This is a genomic window from Demequina sp. NBRC 110055, from assembly GCF_002090135.1.
Lineage (GTDB): Bacteria > Actinomycetota > Actinomycetes > Actinomycetales > Demequinaceae > Demequina.
This window is the reverse complement of the sequence record NZ_BBRL01000006.1, coordinates 184,319-202,851: the sequence shown is the minus strand read 5'-3', so window position 1 is coordinate 202,851 and position 18,533 is coordinate 184,319. Positions and strand designations below refer to the sequence as shown.

The window sequence follows — 18,533 nt, the reverse complement described above, 5'->3', positions numbered from 1 at the left end:
TATCGCCGCAGCGCCCCATGGGACGCTCACCGTCGCTCTCAGCGATTCCGTGAGTCCCATGGGGCGCTCAGCGTTGCTGTCACACTAGGTCTGTGCTTCTCGACGACTATCGCGACCTCACCGACGTGGCGCTGCGCCGCAGGCTCGAGCCCGAGCGCGGCCTCTACATGGCCGAGGGGGCCAAGGTCATCGAGCGGGCCCTGGCCGCCGGGCACCGGCCCCGATCCATCCTGGTAAGCCCGCGCTGGGAGGGCAGCGCCCGCGCGGCCCTCGCGGCCGCGGGCGTCGACGCTCCTGTGCTGGTGCGCTCCGAGGAGGAACTCGAGGCGGTCACCGGGTTCCAGGTGCATCGCGGCGCGCTTGCGGCAATGGAACGCCCCGCGCTGCCGTCGGTCGCCGACCTGGTGCGCGGTGCGCGGCGGGTGGTGGTGCTCGAGGGAATCGTCGACCACACCAACGTGGGTGCGATCTTCCGCTCCGCGGCGGGCATCGGCGCGGACGCGATCATCTGCGCCCCCACCTGCGCCGACCCGCTGTACCGGCGCAGCGTCAAGGTGTCCATGGGTACCGTCTTCCAGGTGCCGTGGACGCGCGCCGACGAGTGGCCCGGCGCCCTCGACGAGCTCAAGGAGGCCGGCTTCGTCGTCGCGGCCCTCGCTCTTGCGGACGATGCGGTGTCGCTCGACGACTTCGCGGCCGGCGGTCACGAGCGCGTGGCGGTGGTGATGGGCGCCGAGGGTGACGGCCTCACCCGGGCGGCCCAGCGGGCGGCCGATGCCGTCGTCACCATCCCCATGGCCGGGGGAGTGGACTCGCTGAACGTCGCCGCGGCGTCGGCCGTCGCTTTGTGGGCGCTGCGCTGACCGCCTGACCCGCCGTCCGCCCTGGCAGGCGCCCTCTGTGGGGGCGCCGATGGACGATGTCGGCGCCCCCTGCGATAATCGAACATATGTTCGAACGCGTCTGGGGCGGGACCCCAGCGCAGGCAGGTCAGGAGGGTCGCATGCTGCAGGGCCAGGGGAGTGTGCTCGGCTCGCGCGCCGAGCGCCTGGCGGCCGCGCGCGCCGCCCTGAGCTCCGTCGAGGCCCGGGTGGGAACCACCCGTCAGGCGGGTGAGCGTCCCCGCCTTCCCCTCGACGACCTGCTGTCTGGGCTCCTGCCCGAGGGGCTCACGCGCGGCTCGGTGATCTCCGTGGACGGCTCGACCTCGCTCATGCTCGCGCTCGCGGCCACGGCGTCACGGGAGGGATCATGGACCGCGGTCCTGGGCATGCCTGCGGTGGGGGTGGTCGCGGCTGCGCGGCGCGGTCTCGACCTGGCACGGCTGGTCCTGGTGCCCCATCCCGGCACCCAGATCGTGGAGGCGGCGGGCGCCGCGGTCGACGGCATGGACATCACCCTCGTGGGGGCGCGCACGGCGCTGTCGGAGGCTGACAGGCGCCGCCTGGCGTCCCGCGCACGCGAGCGCGGCTCCGTCATCCTTGCGGCAGGGCCGTGGGCGGGAGCGCACACGACCATGACCGTCGAGCGCTCCGCCTGGCGCGGGCTGGGGGCGGGAGAGGGGCGGCTTCGCGAGCGTGACCTGTCCGTCGCTGTGGCGGGGCGCCGCTCGGGCGCCGTCAGGCGCATGCGGCTCACCCTTGATGCCGACCTGACGGGGATGCGTGCCGCCGCGACGCGCGTCACGGAGGAGGTCGCATGAGCGCCCCGGCGCACGCCCGCGGCGGCCCCGCCACGGCGACCCGGCGCGCGGTGTTGTGGGTGCCCGACTGGCCCGTCGCGGCCGCGGCCCGCGCCGCCGGGATGGGGGCCGATGCCCCCGCGGCGGTGCTCCATGGCCGCGGCATGGTCGCGGTCTCGGCGGCGGCCCGTGCGGCCGGCGTGCGGCGCGGGCACGGTAAACGTCAGGCGCAACGCGCGTGCCCCGAGCTGGTGATCCTGCCCTACGACGAGGGGCGTGACGCGCGCGAGTTCGAGGCGGTCGCGGCGGCCGCCGAGGAGGTGGTCGCGGGCGTCGAGATTTCCCGTCCGGGTCTGCTGATGGTCCCCGCCGAGGGGGCGGCCCGGTTTCATGGTTCCGAGGAGGCGCTCGCCGAGGCCCTGGTGGGCGCGGTGGCGGAGGTCTCGGGGCACGAGTGTGCCGTGGGAGCTGCGGACGGGTTGCTGGCCGCGATCATGGCCGCCCGTTCCTCGGTGCTGGTGCCCGCGGGACGCTCCGCGGAGTTTCTTGCGGACGCCCCTGTTGAGGCGCTGAGCCTCGCCGCCATGGAGCGGCGCCAGCGGGAGGGCGTCGAGGACCTCGTGAGTGTGCTGACGCGCCTGGGCATCACCACCCTGGCCCAGTTCACGGCGCTGCCCGCGGGCGATGTGCTCGCCCGGTTTGGCCCGGTGGGGAGGTGGGCCCACCGCATCGGCCGCGGCGAGGACGTGCGCCCGCCCGTCCTGCGCCGCTCCGAAGACGATATCGAGGTGGCCTACGAGTTCGAGGAGCCCGCCGAGCGCATCGAGCAGCTGACCCTGGTGGCCGCCGAGTCTTCGCGTCGGCTCGACGAGGCGCTGCTCGCGGCCGGTGTGCGTTGCTCGCGCGTGAGGATCGCGGCGCGCACCGAGCGCGGCGACACCCTCGAGAGGGTGTGGCGCACGGACGTGGGCTCGCGTGCGGGCGCCTTTTCCCGCCACATGGCGGACCGGGTGCGCTGGCAGCTCGAGGGATGGCTATCGGGCACCGCGAACGGGCCCGAGCCCGCGCCACTGACGAGTCTCAGCCTCACCGCGCAGGACGTCATCGCCCTGGGGGACGAGCAGGCCTTCCTGTGGGGAGGGGTCTCCGGCGCCGACTCTCGTGCCCAACGCACCGTGGAGCGCATGCAGTCGTTGCTGGGGCCCGATGCCGTGCTGGCGGTGCGCGAGCAGGGCGGACGTTCGCCGCGCGACCGCGTGCTCGCCGCGCCGTGGGGGCAGGAGGTGACGCCCGCGCGCAAGGTCGACCACCCCTGGCCCGGGCGCATACCCGACCCCGCGCCCGCGACCGTGCTGCCGCTGCCCGAGCCCCTGCAGGTGCTCGACGCCGGCGGCAGCCCTGTCATCGTTGACCGCCGCCTGGCTTTGTCAGCCCCGCCCACCTGGGTGCGTCTCCAGGCCGATCCTGGCAAGGCACGCGCCGCCGCGGCCAGGCGTCACCCCGCCGCCGGTCATGTGGGGGACGAGCCCACCTGGGAGGCGGCCGAACCTATCGAGGCATGGGCTGGGCCGTGGCCCATCGCCGAGCGGTGGTGGTCGGCCGAGGCGTCGCGGCGCGCCTATCTGCAGGTGGCACTACGCCGGGCGGAGGGGGGACCGGCGCTGCTCGCCGCTTTCTCCGGCGGCCAGTGGTGGCTCGAGGCCATCTATGACTGAGCCCCGCTACGCCGAGCTGCACGCCCACAGCGCCTTTAGCTTCCTCGACGGTGCGAACCACCCTGAGGAGATGGCGGCCGAGGCTGGCAGGCTGGGCCTCAGCGCCCTCGCCATCACCGACCACGATGGCCTGTACGGCGCGGTGCGCTTCGCCAATGCCGCGCGCGCCATCGACCTGCCCACGGTGTTCGGCGCGGAACTTCACCTCGCCGCCCCCGAGACCCCTGGCGGCCCGCCCGTGCTCGACCCTCCCACCGGCAAGCCCGACCCGCGCGGCTCGCACTTGTTGGTGCTCGCGCGTGGGGCCAGCGGCTACGGCAGGGTGTCGCACGCCATCGGCATGGCACACCTCGCCACCGGCGAGAAGGGCCTGGCCCGCTACACGCTCGAGGACCTGGCGGCCACGGGCGACGGCGAGTTCCTGGTGCTCACCGGCTGCCGCAAGGGCACCGTGCGCCGGGCGCTGGCGGGCGTGGGTGTGCCGGGTGCCAACCCGCTCGACGGTGCCGTGACCCGCGCTGGGCATGCCGCGGCGCGCCGTGAACTCGACCGGCTTGTGGGGATGTTCGGCCGCGACAACGTCGCCGTCGAGATCACCGACAGCGGCGACCCGTTCGACTCAGAGATCGCCGATGCCCTGGCCGACCTTGCCTTCGACGCCCGCCTGCCGCTCGTCGCCACCACCAATGCGCACTACGCGTCCCCGCGCGATGCCGACCTCGCCGCGGCCGTCGCGGCCGTGCGCGCCCGCTCGTCGCTGGACGACATGGACGGCTGGCTGCCCGCGGGGGCCGCCGGACACCTGCGCTCGGCGGCCGAGATGCTGGTGCGTCACCGTCGCCACCCACAGGCCGTCGCTACCGCGGCTGCGCTCGCCGACGAATGCGCCTTCGACCTCCAGTTGGTCGCCCCGCACCTGCCGCCGTACCCCGTACCGGAGGGGCATTCCGAGGCGTCATGGCTGCGCGAGCTGGTGCGCCGCGGCGCATACGAGCGCTACGGGCCGCCGCATGCGGAACGTGTGCCCGGTGCGTGGGCGCAGATCGAACACGAGATGAACGTCATCGAGGCGCTCGATTTTCCCGGCTACTTCCTCATCGTCCACGACATCGTGAACTTCTGCCGGGAGTCCGACATCCTGTGCCAGGGCAGGGGATCGGCAGCCAACTCGGCGGTGTGCTTCGCGCTCGGCGTCACCGCCGTCGACGCCGTCACCCATGGGCTGCTGTTCGAGCGCTTCCTCGCGCCCGAACGCGACGGACCGCCCGACATCGACGTGGACATCGAGTCCGACCGTCGCGAGGAGGTCATCCAGTACGTCTTCCGGCGGTTCGGCCGCATCAACGCCGCCATGGTCGCCAACGTCATCCAGTACCGGCCCCGCTCCGCGGTGCGCGACGCCGCCAAGGCGCTCGGATACGACGCGGGCCAGCAGGATGCGTGGTCCACGAGCATCGACAGGTGGGGGTCCCTGCGTGTCCCGCAGGAGAAACAAGAGGAGTGGGCGGCGAAGCAACGTGACGCCATGTGGCCCGAGCCGCCGCCCTCCCAGGACCTCGACCACATCCCCGAGCCCGTCCTGGATCTTGCCGACCGCTTCATGCGCCTGCCGCGCCACCTGGGCATTCACCCCGGCGGCATGGTGCTGTGCGATAGACCCGTGATCGACGTATGCCCCGTGGAGTGGGCGCGCATGCCCGGCCGCACCGTGTTGCAGTGGGACAAGGACGACTGCGCCGACGCGGGCCTGGTGAAGTTCGATCTGCTGGGCCTGGGCATGCTCTCGGCGCTGAGGTACGCCTTCGGCTACATGCGCGACGTCGCGGGGGAGAGCCTGGGTCTGCATTCGCTGCCGCAAGAGGACCCGGAGGTGTACGACCTGCTGTGCGCCGCGGACACCGTGGGCGTGTTCCAGGTCGAGTCGCGCGCCCAGATGGCGACCCTGCCGCGCCTGCGTCCGCGGCGCTTCTACGACATCGTCATCGAGGTCGCGCTCATCCGTCCCGGTCCCATCCAGGGTGGATCCGTGCATCCGTATATCAACCGCGCCCGCGGGCGAGAGGAGGTCACGTACCTGCACCCGCTGCTCGAGAAGTCGCTGGGCAAGACCCTGGGCGTGCCGCTGTTCCAGGAGCAGCTCATGCAGATGGCCATGGACTGCGCGGGGTTCGACGGCGCGCTTGCCGACCAGCTGCGCCGCGCCATGGGATCCAAGCGCAGCCCCGAGCGCATGGAGGCGCTCAGGGCACGCTTCATGGTGGGCGCGAATGAGCGTGGCATCACCGCCGACGTCGCCGCGCAGATCTTCGACAAGCTCAAGGCCTTCAGCGACTTCGGCTTTCCCGAGTCGCACTCCTATTCGTTTGCCTACCTCGTCTACGCGTCGAGTTGGCTCAAGGTCCACCGGCCCGCCGCCTTCTATGCGGGCCTGCTCGCGGCGCAGCCCATGGGCTTTTACAGCCCGCAGTCCCTCGCGGCCGATGCCAGACGTCACGGCCAGGTGGTGTTGCGGCCGTGCGTGGCGAGGTCCGATGCGCTGGCCACGGTCGAGCGGCTCGACGCGCCGTTTGCGGCGCCGGGGGAGACGCGGGCGGATATGGCCAGACTCGTGCGTGTTGACCGCACGCTCGCGGTGCGCATGGGGCTCGCCTCGGTGCGCGGGCTCGGGGCCGACGCCGCCCAGGCCATCGTCGACGCGCGCGCCGAGCGCCCGTTCAGCGACCTGCGCGACATGGCCAGGCGCGTGCGGGTGCGGCCCTCCGGCGTCTCGGGCCAGGCGGGGCTCGCACCCGAGAAGGGCCTCACCACCGCGCAGTGGGAGGCGCTCGCCACCGCGGGCGCGCTCGAGTCCTTCGGGGTGACGCGCCGCGAGGGGCTGTGGGCCTCGGGAGCGCTGTCGCTCGAGGGGCCCGACACGCTTCCCGGCACCGCGCCTGGCGTCGACGCCCCCATGCTGCCGGGCATGAGCGTGGTGGAGGAGGCCATCGCCGACGTGTGGGCCTCGGGGGTCTCGACCGACACCTACCCGACGGTCTTTGTGCGCGACGGCCTCGACGCCCAGGGCGTCCTCACCGTGGCAGGGGTGCTGGGTTACGAGGCGGAGCGGCGTGTGAGCGTGGCCGGCGTGGTGACGCATCGCCAGCGCCCGGGCACCGCGAAGGGAGTGACGTTCCTGTCCTTGGAGGATGAGACGGGCTTCCTCAACGTCATCTGCTCGCGCGGGCTGTGGCGCCGCTTCCAGGCGGTCGCGCGACGCTCGCCGGCGCTGGTCATACGCGGCCGCATCGAGCGCGCCGACGGCGCGACCAACCTTGTCGCCGAGCACCTGTCTGCGCTGTCGCTGAAGGTGCCGTCGAGGAGTCGCGACTTCCGGTGACGGATTCGCCAGCGTGGTGAAAACACCTGCCAGAGCCGTGCTAGAGTTTCTTCTCGCTGATCCGCTCGCAAGAGCAGAGCAGTCACCCTGTCCGGGTGGCGGAAATGGCAGACGCGCTAGCTTGAGGTGCTAGTGCCCGTATTAGGGCGTGGGGGTTCAAGTCCCCCCTCGGACACCACGAGACGAAGGGCCGGAGCAGACGCTCCGGCCCTTCGTCGTTTCTCCTCCACGAGCACCTCGCGGCGTACATCGGGAATAGCAGGGCTCTCACCGAAGTTATCCCTGCCGTCCGACGCAGTACACCTCAACGTGGCAAGGGAGAGAAGCTCATGGCCACCATTTTGTGGATCATCGCCGTTCTGCTCGTCATCTTCGGCATCGTGCGCATCGTCCAGAAGGACGTCCTGTGGGGCGTCATCCTGATTGTGGTTGGCCTGCTCATCGGCCCTGGAGGCGTGAGCATCTTCACCTGACAAGCCGGCCCCGCGCCGGCTCTTCACGGAACGCCCGCCCGGCCGCCCGTTCCCTCCTTGAGGGCGGCCCGGCGGGCGTCGTCATGTCCGGCTCAGCCCGTTAGCCTGAGCCCATGAGCCTCGACGTCGTCCGCACCTGCCAGGACCTCATCCGCATCGACACCTCCAACTACGGAGACGACCCCGGGCCGGGTGAGCGCGAGGCCGCCACCTACGTCGCCGATGTCCTCAGCGGCCTGGGCCTCGATCCCGTCATCCGCGAGTCGGAGCCAGGTCGCGCAAGCCTCACCGCGCGCTGGAAGGGCGCCGACAGTGAGCGCCCCGGCATGGTGCTCCACGGCCACCTCGACGTGGTGCCGGCCTTCGCCCAGGACTGGTCGGTCGACCCCTTCGGCGCTGAGATCAAGGACGGCATGCTCTACGGCCGCGGCGCCGTGGACATGAAGAATATGGATGCGATGATCCTCGCGTCGGTGGCGCAGATGATCGACTCGGGCCAGCAGCCGCCGCGCGACGTGGTGATCGCGTTCTTCGCCGACGAGGAGCACGGTGGGCGCAGGGGAGCCGGATGGATGGTCGAGAACCACCCCGAGGACTTTGCCGGCTGCACCGAGGCCGTCAGCGAGGTGGGGGGCTTCTCCGCCTACGTCAACGGCAAGCGCGCCTACCTCTTGCAGACGGCCGAGAAGGGCATCCAGTGGCTGCGCCTCATCGCGCATGGCAAGCAGGGCCACGGCTCGCTGGTGCACACGGACAACGCGGTCGCTCACCTCGCGGGAGCTCTGCACCGGATCGCCTCACACGGGTGGGACATCGACGTCACGCCCACCGTGGAGACACTGCTGCGGGGAGTCGCCGACCTCGAAGGCATCGCGTACGAGGCCACGCCCGAGGTGATTGGGCGGCTCATCGACGGCCTCGGTGCGGTGGGCCCCATGATCGACGCCTCGATCCGCAACACCGCGAACCCCACCATGATGGACGCCGGCTATAAGACGAATGTCGTCCCCGACACCGCCATCGGCTACGTCGACAGCCGCTTCCTGCCAGGGCAGCAGGAGCAGGTGCTGCGCCAGATCGAGGAACTCGCCGGCACCCACGTCAAGGTGGAGCCCTACATCACCGAGCGCAGCCTCGAGGCGCCCTTCGACGTACCGCTGGTCTCGACGATGGTGGCCGCGCTGGAGGTCGAGGACCCGGGCGCGACGGTGCTGCCGTACAACATGATGGGCGGCACCGACAACAAGCATCTCGCCGCGCTAGGCATCGCCGGCTACGGGTTTGCGCCGCTGCAGCTGCCGCCCGACTTGGACTTCCCGAGCCTCTTCCACGGCATTGACGAGCGCATCCCCGTCGATTCGCTGCATTTCGGCACCAAGGTGCTCAGCCGCTTCCTGGCGAGCTGCTAAGCGGCGCCGTCGCGACGGCAAGCCCGCCACGGCATCGGCCGTCCTGGCGGTGCCTGACGCCTGCCCTAGGCGCCTCGGGGCGAAAGTGGTGCCACCTGGCGCAGCGCGTCGTGCACCCACTCGCGCACCACGGGGCTACGCCGCGTCGGTGCGCTCCACCCGCATCACGCGGCGCTTCAGCCACACTCGGCGCGCGCCGCCGATGAACTTCTGCGAGCGGGCGAGCTCCCAGCGGCCGTATTCAGCCTGTTCGGTGAGCAACGAGCGGGCCTCGGACCGCGTGACGTCACGCGGGATGTCGACCACGCGCCACTCAAAGCGGCTCGCGGCGGGCTCGCGGTGACGACGCGGGTGGACCACGTGGGCTCCGGCCGGGTTCGAGTGATTGCTCATCACACCTCCCATTGAACTGCATTCGCGGATATCGTCATGACTATGAGCGCTGAAGCCCGTGAGGCACTTCGCCGTCTGACCGCCGCCTTCGAGGAGCACCTCGAGGCGGTGGTGTCGCGCCGCGGCGAGGACGATGCCGCGGTGGACGACGCGTACGAGTCGCTCGCCCAGGCCTTCGTGCGATACGAAGAGGCGCTCGACATCGAGTACGCGGAGACGCTGCCGGTGTTGCTCGACGAGGACTTCGAGGACGAGGTCGAGGACGACGAGGAGCTGGACGATGATGCCCTCGACGGCCACGCCGAGGAGGACGAAGAGGACATGGATGACGACATGGACGACTTCGACCTGAGGAACGGGTAGGCGTCGGTCGTCATCGTCTACCTCCGCTCGGGATATCCGAGAACGGGGGCGGAAACCTCGTCGAGCGCCTCGCCGATGGCGGGCGGTAGTGCGAGATCCGCGGCGTCGAGCGCCGGCAGCAACTGCGCGGCCGTGCGGGCGCCCACGATCGCGCTCGTGAGCCCGGGCCTGCCGAGCACCCACGCGAGCGCGGTTTCCAGAGGCGACCAGCCCAGGCCCTCAGCGGCGGTCTCGAGGGCGCTGACGACCGCTCCGGCGCGCTGACCCATGTAGGGCGCGACGAAGCCCGCGAGGTGCTCGGAGGCCGCGCGGGAGTCGGCGGGGATGGCGTCGCGGTACTTACCGGTGAGGACGCCGCGGCCGAGGGGCGACCAGCCGAGGACCCCCATGCCGAGCGCGTCGGCCGCGGGCAGTACCTCGCGTTCGATGCCGCGCTGCAGCAGCGAATACTCGACCTCGGTGACGGCGATCGCGGGCCGACCGGTCGCCATGGTGGCGATGCGCGTCATGGCCCATGCGGGGAAGTTCGACACCCCCACGTATCGGGCGCGTCCCGAGTTCACCGCGATCTCGAGGGCATGCAGGGTCTCGTCGAGGGGGGTCACCGCATCAAACGCATGCACCAACCACACGTCGACGTGGTCCGTGCCCAAGCGCGCGAGTGACGCGTCGAGGGTTCCCAGCAACGTGTCGCGCGAGGCGTCGATCATGCCGCCGCGGTCCGTGCGCTTGATGCCCGCCTTGGTGCAAATCTGCACGTCGTCGCGGGCGATCGTCCCGCCGAGCAGGGCGCCGATGAGCGTCTCGGAGCCGCCGTCAGCGTAGGTCGCGGCGGTGTCGAGCAGGGTGCCACCAGCATCGAGGAACGCGTCGATCTGCTGACCTGCCTCATCGGCGTTCGTGTCACGCGACCACGTCATGGTGCCAAGCGCGAGGCGCGACACCTCGAGACCGCTGCTGCCGACGCGTGCCCGTTCCATGGACGCGAACCTACCGAACGTGTCCCGGTGGAGCCTGTCGCGACGCGCGGGCGCTAGCCTTGCCGCCATGGGTTGGTGGGAAGCGGTCATCCTCGGACTGGTGCAGGCTCTGACGGAGTTTCTGCCGATCTCCTCGAGCGCGCACATTCGCGTCATCGGGCCGCTCTTGCCCGGCGGTGAGGATCCGGGCGCGGCCTTTACGGCGATCATCCAGCTGGGTACCGAAGCGGCGGTGCTGCTGTACTTCCGCAAGGACATCGCACGCATCATCGCGGCGTGGCTGGCCGCGCTTGCGGGCCGCAACGGCGCCGACCGTGCCCACCGCTTCGGCAAGGGCAGCCCCGATGCGCTCATGGGCTGGTGGGTGATCCTGGGCTCCATCCCCATCGTCGTGCTGGGTCTGATCTTCCAGGACTACATCGAGGGTCACCTGCGCAACCTCTACATCACCGCGGCCGTCCTCGCGATCTTCGGTCTGGTGCTGGGGTGGGCGGACAAGGTCGGTAGGCGCGAGCGCGAACTCGAGTCACTGCGCGCCAAGGACGCCTGGCTGCTGGGCCTGGCACAGGCGATGGCCCTCATCCCGGGGGTGTCGCGCTCGGGAGGCACCATCTCGATGGGCCTGTTCCTAGGACTCACCCGCGAGGCGGCGGCGCGCTACTCCTTCCTGCTGGCAATCCCCGCCGTCATCGGCTCGGCCGGGCTTGAGCTCGTGACGAACACCGATGAGCTCACGGCGGCGGGCGGTCCGGGCTTCGTCAACACCGCCATCGCCACTGTCGTCGCGTTCGCGGTCGGCTACGCCGTCATCGTGTGGTTCCTCAAGCTCATCACGCACCACACCTTCTGGCCCTTCGTGTGGTACCGCCTGGGCTTCGCGGCGGTGATCGTCGCGCTGCTCGGCGCCGGGGTGATCCCGGCCATCTAGGGGAGGGCCGATGCCGTGGTCGGCTTGAGCGTCCGTCTCCCCGGGCGGCCGGCTACTTCGACATGCCGCCGTCGCCGCGGCGACGCAGGAACTGTTCGAACTCGGCGGCGATGGCGTCGCCCGACGCCTCGGGCAGGCTCGTCTCGTCCATCACGGATTCGAGCTGACGCACGTGATCCGCGATCTCCTCGTCATCCTCGGCAAGTTCGTCGGCGCCGCGCTGCCATGCCTCGGACTCGTCGGGAAGGTCGCCGAGGTCGATCGTCACGCCGATGAGCCGCTCGAGTTGGGTAAGCAGGGCGGCGGACGCCTTGGGGCTCGGCGGGTGAGCGATGTAGTGCGGCACCCCCACCCACAAGCTGAGCACCGTGATGCCGCGTAGTTGCGCCTCGTGCCCGAGGACGCCGACGATGCCAGTGGGGCCCTCGTAGTCGGAGCGTTCGAGCCCGAACCTTTCACGCGCGTCCTCGTCCTCGCTGGTGACGAAGGTGGGCAGGGGGCGGGTGTGGGGGACGTCGACGAGCAGGGCGCCCACCGTCACGATGGTGGTCACACCTAGGTCCTCGGCGTGGTCGAGTAACTCGGCACAGAAGGTCCTCCAGCGCATGGAGGGCTCGATGCCGCGGGCGAGAACGATGGCGGGACCACCCTCGGGGCGGGCCGTCGACAGTACGGTGCCGGGCCACGAGACGACCCGGTCGCCGGAGGGACCGCGGGTGATCGTCGGGCGGCTGACCTGGAAATCGTGATAGTCCTCGGGGTCGAGGGCCGCGTGGTCGCGGGCGTCCCACCACGTGGCGAGGTGGTCCAGCGCCTGGGACGCGGCGGAGCCGGCATCGTTCCATCCCTCGAACGCCGCGAGCATCACCGTCTCGTCCGAGCCGAGCGTGGGTTCCTGATCCTCCGTGTCCATCCGCCCAGCCTAGACTCGTGCCCCGTGACTACGCACGCATCTTCGCCCGCCGCCGTCCTGTGGGACATGGACGGCACCCTCATCGATTCCGAGCCGTACTGGATTGCCGCCGAGACCGAGCTCGCGGCCCGTTTCGGTGTGACGTGGACGCACGCCGACGGACTCGGACTGGTGGGTAACCCACTCACGCTGTCGGCGCAGATCCTGCGCGAGCGGGGCGTCGACCTTCCCGACGAGGAAATCGTCGAGTTCCTGTTGGGTCGCGTCAGCGAGCAGGTGCGCGCGCACGTGCCATGGCAGGAGGACGCCCGGCTCCTCCTCGAGGCGTGTGTCGAGGCAGGCGTTCCCTGTGCCCTCGTCACCATGTCGTACACGCGCCTGGCCGACGCCTTCCTGGAGTCGGTGCCGGGAGCCTTCTCGGTGGTCGTCACGGGCGACCGGGTGAGCCGCGGTAAGCCCGACCCGGAGGCGTATCTGAGCGCTGCCAGCGAGCTCGGCGTGGACATCGAGGCATGCGTGGCGATCGAGGACTCGCCGTCAGGGGTGGGATCGGCCTGGTCCTCGGGCGCGCGCACGGTCGCGGTGCGCCGCCTGGTGGCGATCGAGCCGCGCGAGGGTCTCAGCCGTGTACGCTCCCTCGACGCCTGGGATCTCGACTCGCTGAGCCGGGTCGCCGGCGGCGAGGTCATCGACGAGCTCGGCGCCGACCGCTAAGCCTTACCCGCGCGCCCAGGGCTGACGCTCGAGCGTGACCCGTTGGCCGCTGGACGCGGCCTGTTGCATGGCGATCGCGAGCGCCCAGTCCTGCGCGCCGTCCGCCAGGGGATAGGGCGGTGCGCCGTCGGCGTGGATCCACCGGGACATTCCTGCCAGCAGGTCGGTGACGGCGATCTCGTCATCGGCCATGCGCGTGCCCACCCAGGGGTTGCGGTACAGCACGTCGGTGCCGAGCGAGATGTGGTCGAGGTCGTTGCCCTCGAGGTTGAGTTCCACGCCCGTGTGCCGTCGCTCCAGGTGTGTCGTCGTGATGGTGCGCGGACCCGTGAGCGCGGTCACCCGGTCGTTCGCGATCTCGCCGCGTGAGCCGCGCACCGCGATCCTGTCCGCCCTCAGCGCGTTCCACCACTGGTTATCGGTGAAGTCGTAGGTGCCGACACGTCCGGACTCGAACCGGAAGATGGCGCGCAGCGTGGTGGCGTCCCTCTCGGTGTTGTCGTCCGTCCACCCCTCGCGTGTGTGCGGGTCGACCAGGGGATGGCTGGACTCGATCGCGGTGACCTGGGCGCCCTCATCGCCCACGCCGAGCATCCGTCGCAGCACACCCATGGCGTGATAGAGGTGCGTGGAGGACACCTCGACCTCGTTGACGCGCCCGATGAGGCCCCGGTCGATCACCGCGCGGCGTGCGACGTGACCCGGATAGCCGGGGTACTGCTCCGCGATCTGCACCAGGCCAGAGGCGCCGACGTCCGCCCACAGCCGATGGAGCCCGTCGAGGTCGGGCGCCGGCGGCGTCTCGCACAACACCGGCAGTCCGAGGGCTACCGCCTCGCGGGTGACCTCGGGGGCCGCCTCCCACGGCACCGAGACCACCACGAAGTCGGGCCGGTCCGCGGCCACGGCGTCCGCCAGCGAACGCCACGACGCCAGACCCCGCTCGGCCATGGCACGCTCGCCCACCTCGGCGCGGCGCGTGACCACGCCCGTGACACGGAACTGGTCCGGCAGTACTGCGGCGGGGCGCAGGAAGAAGGGCGCGCGCCAGCCGTAGCCGACGACGGCGAAGCTCACTGGCGGGGTGGTGATCGTCATTGATCGTCCTTTCATATCGCTGTCGGGTTACGCGCTCACGGGACGCACGCCGAGCGCACGCTCCACCGCGTCGGGATCGAGTGCAGGGGCCTCGCCGCCGAACTCGGGGCACAGCGATTGGAACGAGCACCAGCCGCACAGCTTTGACTTCTTGGGCCTAAACGCGCCCGTGCGCGCGGCACCGAGAATCTCATCCCACAGCTCGCGTACCTCGAACTCGATCTGCGCGAGGTCGTCGTCGCTGGGGCGCAGCACCAGCGTGCCGCCGTCCTTGAGGAACAGCAGTTGCAGCAGCGCGGGCCGTCGTCCTCGCAGACGCTCCACCAGCAGCGCATAGAAGCGCATCTGGAACTTCTCCTTGTGCCCGTACTGCGGCAGCGGCGTCTTGCCAGTCTTGTAGTCGATGATGCGGATGGATCCGTCGGGGGCGACGTCGACGCGGTCGATGAACCCGCGCAGCAGCGGGCCGTCCGGCAGCTGCAGTTCGACAAACTCCTCGCGCCCGTCGGGCTCCAGGCGCTGCGGGTTCTCCATCGTGAAGTAGGTGGCGAGCCGCCCGCGCCCCTCCGCCAGCCAGGTCGCCTCGGCGTGGGAGTCCTCGTGGAGCGCGCCGAGGGCGGGGTCGCGCTCCACCATGGCACGCCACTGCGGCTCCAGCATGGCCGATGCCGTGGCCTCCGTGCGCTCCACCGCGGGCTTGTCGTAGAGATGCTCGAGCACGGCGTGAACGAGCGTGCCGAGGGTCGCCGCGGCCGACGGCGGCTCGGGGATCTTGTCGACCACCCTCAGGCGGTACAGGTGCGGGCACTGACGGAAATCGCCCGCGCGCGACGGCGAGAGGGCGGGGGAGCGACGGGCCATGCGACCAGGGTAGGCGCACCGTGTGACATCGCCGCGGCACGGGACGGGACGGGCGACCGTCTACGGTGGAGCCCATGACGCAGTCCCCGCGCCCCACCCGTGGCCTGACACTCGGGCGGATCTTCGGCGCTCGCATCGTCGTTCAGTACTCGACTCTTCTCATGCTGGTGATCCTCGCGCTGTTGTTTGCGACCAGCGGCGGGGTGGAACTGACCAGGCGTACCTTCACGGTCGGCCTCATCCTCGCCGTGCTGCTGTTTGTGTCGGTGTTCCTGCACGAGGTTGCTCACGCGGCGGCAGCCCGCTCCTTCAAGCGCGACGTGAACGAGATCGTGCTCACGCTCTGGGGCGGCCACACGAGCTACGACGCGCGCGCGCTCACGCCGACGGTGATGGGAGTCACGGCCGCCGCCGGCCCCGTCGCGAACCTGGTACTCGCGGGCCTTGCCTGGATACCCCTGGCGTGGGGCGCACTTGAGCCCACGTTGCGCGACTGGGTGCTCGGCGACGTCACGCTCTACCTCATCGTCCAGTGGGTGGCGTGGGCCAACCTGGTGCTGGCGATCTTCAACGCCCTGCCGGGCATCCCCATGGACGGCGGGCGCGTGCTCGAGTCGATCGTGTGGGCCGTCACCGGCAACCGGTACACGGGCATGAAGGCTGCGGCGTGGGCCGGCCGGGTCATCGCCGTCGGCGTCGTGGTCGTCGCGCTGGGGATCCCGGTGCTGGGTGGCCGTAGCCCCGACCTGTTCGACCTGCTGTGGGCCATGCTGGTGTTCGCGATCCTGTGGCCCGCGGCGTCGAACGCGCTCAAGGTGGCGCAGGCGCTGGGCAAGCGTGCCAGCGTCACCGCGCGCGACCTCACCGTTGCCGCCGTCACGGTGCCTCACCACGTGACGGTGGACCAGGCGCGCAGCGCGGCCGAGGCCGCAGGCGCCGTCGAGGTCGTGGTGCTGGCCGTCGACGGAGCCGCGGCCGGCCACTTCCCGGCCGCACTGACCGACGCGGTCGAGGAGGCCGACCGCGCGACGACGGGTCTGCAGTCGGTCACGATGCCGCTACCGCGCGGCGCGGCGATCGACGCCGGGGCCGGCGGCGACGCCCTGGTCGACGCCCTGCAGCAGTGGTGGGGCCGCACCGACGTGTGGGTCGCGGTGGACCGCGGCGAGATCGTCGGGGTTGTGAGGCTGGCCGATGCGATGAAGGCCCTGCAATAGCTCGCACCTAGACTGGGGGACATGACTTCCCCCTTACTCCCGACGGGCGCCGCCGAGCGCCGCGGCCCGCTGCGTGCGGGCGACCGCGTGCAGCTCACCGACGCCAAGGGACGCCACCACACGATCATTCTCGAGGCCGGCAAGACCTTCCACACGCACCGCGGCCAGTTCACGCACGACGAGATCATCGGCCGGCCAGAGGGCACGGTCGTCACCAACACCGCGGGCTTCGACTACCTGGTGCTGCGCCCGCTGCTGAGCGACTACGTCCTGTCCATGCCGCGCGGCGCGGCCGTGATCTACCCGAAGGATTCCGGCCAGATCATCCAGATGGCCGACATCTACCCGGGCGCCCGGGTGGTCGAGGCGGGTGTGGGCTCGGGGGCGCTCACCATGTCGCTGCTGCGCGCCGTGGGCGACGGCGGTTCGCTCACCTCGATCGAGCGCCGCGAGGACTTCGCGGACATCGCGCGTGGCAACGTCGAGTTCCACTTCGGCGGCCCGCACCCCGCCTGGGATCTGAAGATTGGCGACTTCGCCGACCGCGTGGCGGAGGTGGGTGAGGTCGACCGCATCGTGCTCGACATGCTCGCGCCTTGGGAGAACCTCGACGCGGCGGCCGATGCCTTGGCACCCGGCGGTGTGCTGCTCGCCTACGTCGCGACCACCACCCAGCTGTCGCGCCTCGCGGAGGCGCTGAAGGACCACGGCGGCTACACCGAGCCGCAGGCGTGGGAGTCGATGGTGCGCACCTGGCACCTCGAGGGCCTCGCCGTGCGCCCCGACCACCGCATGATCGGCCACACCGGCTTCCTCCTCACCACGCGCCGCATGGCGCCCGGCGTCGACGCGCCGCTGCGTAAGCGCCGCCCCGCCAAGGGCGCCTATGGCGAGGAAGACTGGTCGCCCGAGGACCTGGGCGAGCGCGCCGTGTCCGACAAGAAGATCCGCCGCGTGCGTCGTGACGCCACGCGCCCCATGGCCGAGGAGGGGGAGAACTGATGGTGACCGAGGGACAGGACCGCGTCGCCGCCCTGCAGGCCCGCAACGCCGAGCTACAGCGTCTGCTCGAGACCGCACGCCAGTCGCTCGGTGAGATGCGCGAGAAGCTGGCCGAGGCATCGGCCCCGCCGCAGACCTTCGCGACCTTCGTCCAATGGTCGGGCGAGCATGCCGACGTGATCAGCGGCGGCCGCCGCCTGCGCGTCGCCGTGCTGCCCGGCGTGCCGCGGGATCTCACGCCCGGCGACGAGGTGCTGATGAACGCGATGAGCGTGGTCGTCGGCGTGGCGGAGGCCGAGAAGGTCGGCCAGAGCGCCCTGGTCCGCGAGGTTCTCGACGACGACCGCGTGCTCGTGGTCGCGCGCGGCGAGGACGAGCGTGTCGTCATGCTCACCGGCGGCGACGCCCGGCAGCGCCTCACCGAGGGCGACACCGTCATCATCGACGCGCGCACCGGGTTTGCCACCGAACGCGTCGACCGCACCGGCGTCGAGGCGCTCCTGCTCGAGGAGGTGCCGGATGTGGACTTCGATTCCATCGGCGGCCTCACGGCGCAGATCGAGCGCATCCGCGACGCCATCGAGTTGCCGCTGCGCCACCCCGACCTGTACCGGGAACACCGCCTCAACCCGCCGCGCGGCCTCCTGCTGTACGGACCTCCGGGCTGCGGGAAGACCCTCATCGCGAAGGCGGTCGCACACTCGTTGGCCGATGCCGTGGGCGCCGACCGCTCCTACTTCCTGTCGGTCAAGGGGCCCGAGCTGCTCAATAAATACGTGGGCGAGACCGAGCGCTACATCCGCACCATCTTTGAACGCGCCCGCGCCAAGGCTCACTCCGGTGCACCGGTCGTGGTGTTCTTCGACGAGATGGAGGCGCTGTTCCGCTCGCGCGGCACGGGCGTGAGCTCCGACATGGAGACCACCATCGTCCCGCAGCTGCTCACCGAGCTCGACGGCGTAGAGCAGCTGGGCAACGTCATCGTGATCGGTGCGTCGAACCGCGAGGACATGATCGATCCGGCCATCCTGCGACCCGGCCGCCTGGACGTGAAGATCGAGATCTCTCGTCCAGACGCGGCGAGCGCCCGCGACATCTTCTCCAAGTACCTCACCGCGGACTTGCCGCTGTCCGCGTCCGCCATGGAGCGCGGTCGCGGCGACGCCCAGGCCGCAGTGCGCGAGCTCGCGGAGCATGCGGTGGACCGCCTGTATGCCGACCCGGCCAACAAGGCCCACATGTCGGGTGCTCTGGTACGCAACGTCGTCGACCGTGCCAAGACGCTCGCCATCAAGTCCGTCATCACCGGCGGGGAGCGTGGCATCACCGCCGAGCACCTCGAGCGCGCCTGCGAGCAGGAACTGGCCGAGGCCCGCGCCGTCGCGGCGTCGACCCTCAGGGAGGGCTGAG

At 70.9% G+C, this 18,533-nt stretch carries 17 protein-coding genes and 1 tRNA gene; 13 read left to right on the top strand and 5 right to left on the bottom strand.

The genetic code is table 11. From position 1 onward, the window contains the following. Positions 1-92 precede the first annotated feature (92 nt). The 7 genes from B7K24_RS07935 to B7K24_RS07910 all read left to right on the top strand — a co-directional run bounded on the left by B7K24_RS07935 (position 93) and on the right by B7K24_RS07910 (position 8,654). On the top strand, positions 93-863 hold the full coding sequence (locus B7K24_RS07935) for an RNA methyltransferase (protein WP_234986625.1): 771 nt from the start codon (positions 93-95) through the stop codon (positions 861-863). Positions 864-1,003: 140 nt separating this feature from the next. Beyond that, complete coding sequence (locus B7K24_RS07930; protein WP_084129798.1) at positions 1,004-1,702, top strand: hypothetical protein; 699 nt, start codon at positions 1,004-1,006, stop codon at positions 1,700-1,702. After that, positions 1,699-3,396: a hypothetical protein gene (locus tag B7K24_RS07925; protein ID WP_084129797.1), complete on the top strand. Its 1,698-nt coding sequence runs from the start codon at positions 1,699-1,701 to the stop codon at positions 3,394-3,396. Before B7K24_RS07930 ends, B7K24_RS07925 begins: the two co-directional genes overlap by 4 nt. Next, positions 3,389-6,772, top strand: a complete 3,384-nt coding sequence (locus B7K24_RS07920) for an error-prone DNA polymerase (RefSeq protein WP_084129796.1) — start codon at positions 3,389-3,391, stop codon at positions 6,770-6,772. The genes B7K24_RS07925 and B7K24_RS07920 overlap by 8 nt, the downstream gene beginning before the upstream one ends. An 89-nt stretch (positions 6,773-6,861) precedes the next feature. Next, positions 6,862-6,950: transfer RNA gene (locus tag B7K24_RS07915), tRNA-Leu, on the top strand. Positions 6,951-7,101: 151 nt separating this feature from the next. Continuing rightward, positions 7,102-7,245, top strand: a complete 144-nt coding sequence (locus B7K24_RS13555) for a GPGG-motif small membrane protein (RefSeq protein WP_200808308.1) — start codon at positions 7,102-7,104, stop codon at positions 7,243-7,245. Positions 7,246-7,358: 113 nt separating this feature from the next. After that, a complete protein-coding gene (locus B7K24_RS07910) occupies positions 7,359-8,654 on the top strand; it encodes a M20/M25/M40 family metallo-hydrolase (protein WP_084129795.1) in 1,296 nt (431 codons plus the stop codon). Between the two features lie 135 nt (positions 8,655-8,789). Here B7K24_RS07910 and B7K24_RS07905 read toward each other — a convergent pair whose 3' ends face one another. After that, positions 8,790-9,047 (bottom strand): DUF5703 family protein, encoded by a 258-nt coding sequence (locus B7K24_RS07905; protein ID WP_307182180.1) that lies wholly within the window; start codon positions 9,045-9,047, stop codon positions 8,790-8,792. A 42-nt stretch (positions 9,048-9,089) separates the two neighbouring features. On the opposite strand from B7K24_RS07905, the gene B7K24_RS07900 reads away from it, so the two are divergent. After that, on the top strand, positions 9,090-9,410 hold the full coding sequence (locus B7K24_RS07900; protein ID WP_084129794.1) for a hypothetical protein: 321 nt from the start codon (positions 9,090-9,092) through the stop codon (positions 9,408-9,410). Between the two features lie 17 nt (positions 9,411-9,427). Here B7K24_RS07900 and B7K24_RS07895 read toward each other — a convergent pair whose 3' ends face one another. Next, positions 9,428-10,390, bottom strand: coding sequence for an aldo/keto reductase (locus B7K24_RS07895; protein WP_084129793.1), 963 nt, complete (start codon positions 10,388-10,390; stop codon positions 9,428-9,430). Positions 10,391-10,457: 67 nt separating this feature from the next. Between B7K24_RS07895 and B7K24_RS07890 the strand changes: the two genes are divergently transcribed. Then, a complete protein-coding gene (locus B7K24_RS07890; protein ID WP_084129792.1) occupies positions 10,458-11,318 on the top strand; it encodes an undecaprenyl-diphosphate phosphatase in 861 nt (286 codons plus the stop codon). Between the two features lie 52 nt (positions 11,319-11,370). Here the strand turns inward: B7K24_RS07890 and B7K24_RS07885 are convergent, their stop codons facing one another. Then, the gene (locus B7K24_RS07885) at positions 11,371-12,231 is read right to left on the bottom strand and encodes a PAC2 family protein (protein WP_084129791.1); all 861 of its coding nucleotides are present in this window, start codon (positions 12,229-12,231) and stop codon (positions 11,371-11,373) included. A gap of 24 nt (positions 12,232-12,255) precedes the next feature. Between B7K24_RS07885 and B7K24_RS07880 the strand changes: the two genes are divergently transcribed. Then, positions 12,256-12,945: an HAD family phosphatase gene (locus tag B7K24_RS07880; protein WP_234986624.1), complete on the top strand. Its 690-nt coding sequence runs from the start codon at positions 12,256-12,258 to the stop codon at positions 12,943-12,945. A 3-nt stretch (positions 12,946-12,948) separates the two neighbouring features. Here B7K24_RS07880 and B7K24_RS07875 read toward each other — a convergent pair whose 3' ends face one another. Both B7K24_RS07875 and B7K24_RS07870 read right to left on the bottom strand, forming a co-directional pair. After that, a complete protein-coding gene (locus tag B7K24_RS07875; protein ID WP_084129789.1) occupies positions 12,949-14,043 on the bottom strand; it encodes a Gfo/Idh/MocA family protein in 1,095 nt (364 codons plus the stop codon). Between the two features lie 27 nt (positions 14,044-14,070). Then, positions 14,071-14,904, bottom strand: a complete 834-nt coding sequence (locus B7K24_RS07870) for a PD-(D/E)XK nuclease family protein (protein WP_084129788.1) — start codon at positions 14,902-14,904, stop codon at positions 14,071-14,073. 74 nt (positions 14,905-14,978) lie between these two features. Here B7K24_RS07870 and B7K24_RS07865 point away from each other — a divergent pair, with 74 nt between their 5' ends. The 3 genes from B7K24_RS07865 to arc are packed head-to-tail and all read left to right on the top strand — an operon-like array spanning position 14,979 to position 18,532. Further along, positions 14,979-16,121: a site-2 protease family protein gene (locus tag B7K24_RS07865; RefSeq protein WP_084129787.1), complete on the top strand. Its 1,143-nt coding sequence runs from the start codon at positions 14,979-14,981 to the stop codon at positions 16,119-16,121. A 21-nt stretch (positions 16,122-16,142) separates the two neighbouring features. Then, positions 16,143-17,123, top strand: coding sequence for a tRNA (adenine-N1)-methyltransferase (locus B7K24_RS07860; protein ID WP_084129786.1), 981 nt, complete (start codon positions 16,143-16,145; stop codon positions 17,121-17,123). After that, on the top strand, positions 17,123-18,532 hold the full coding sequence (gene arc, locus B7K24_RS07855) for a proteasome ATPase (RefSeq protein ID WP_084129785.1): 1,410 nt from the start codon (positions 17,123-17,125) through the stop codon (positions 18,530-18,532). The genes B7K24_RS07860 and arc overlap by 1 nt, the downstream gene beginning before the upstream one ends. The last annotated feature ends 1 nt before the right edge of the window (position 18,533 follow it).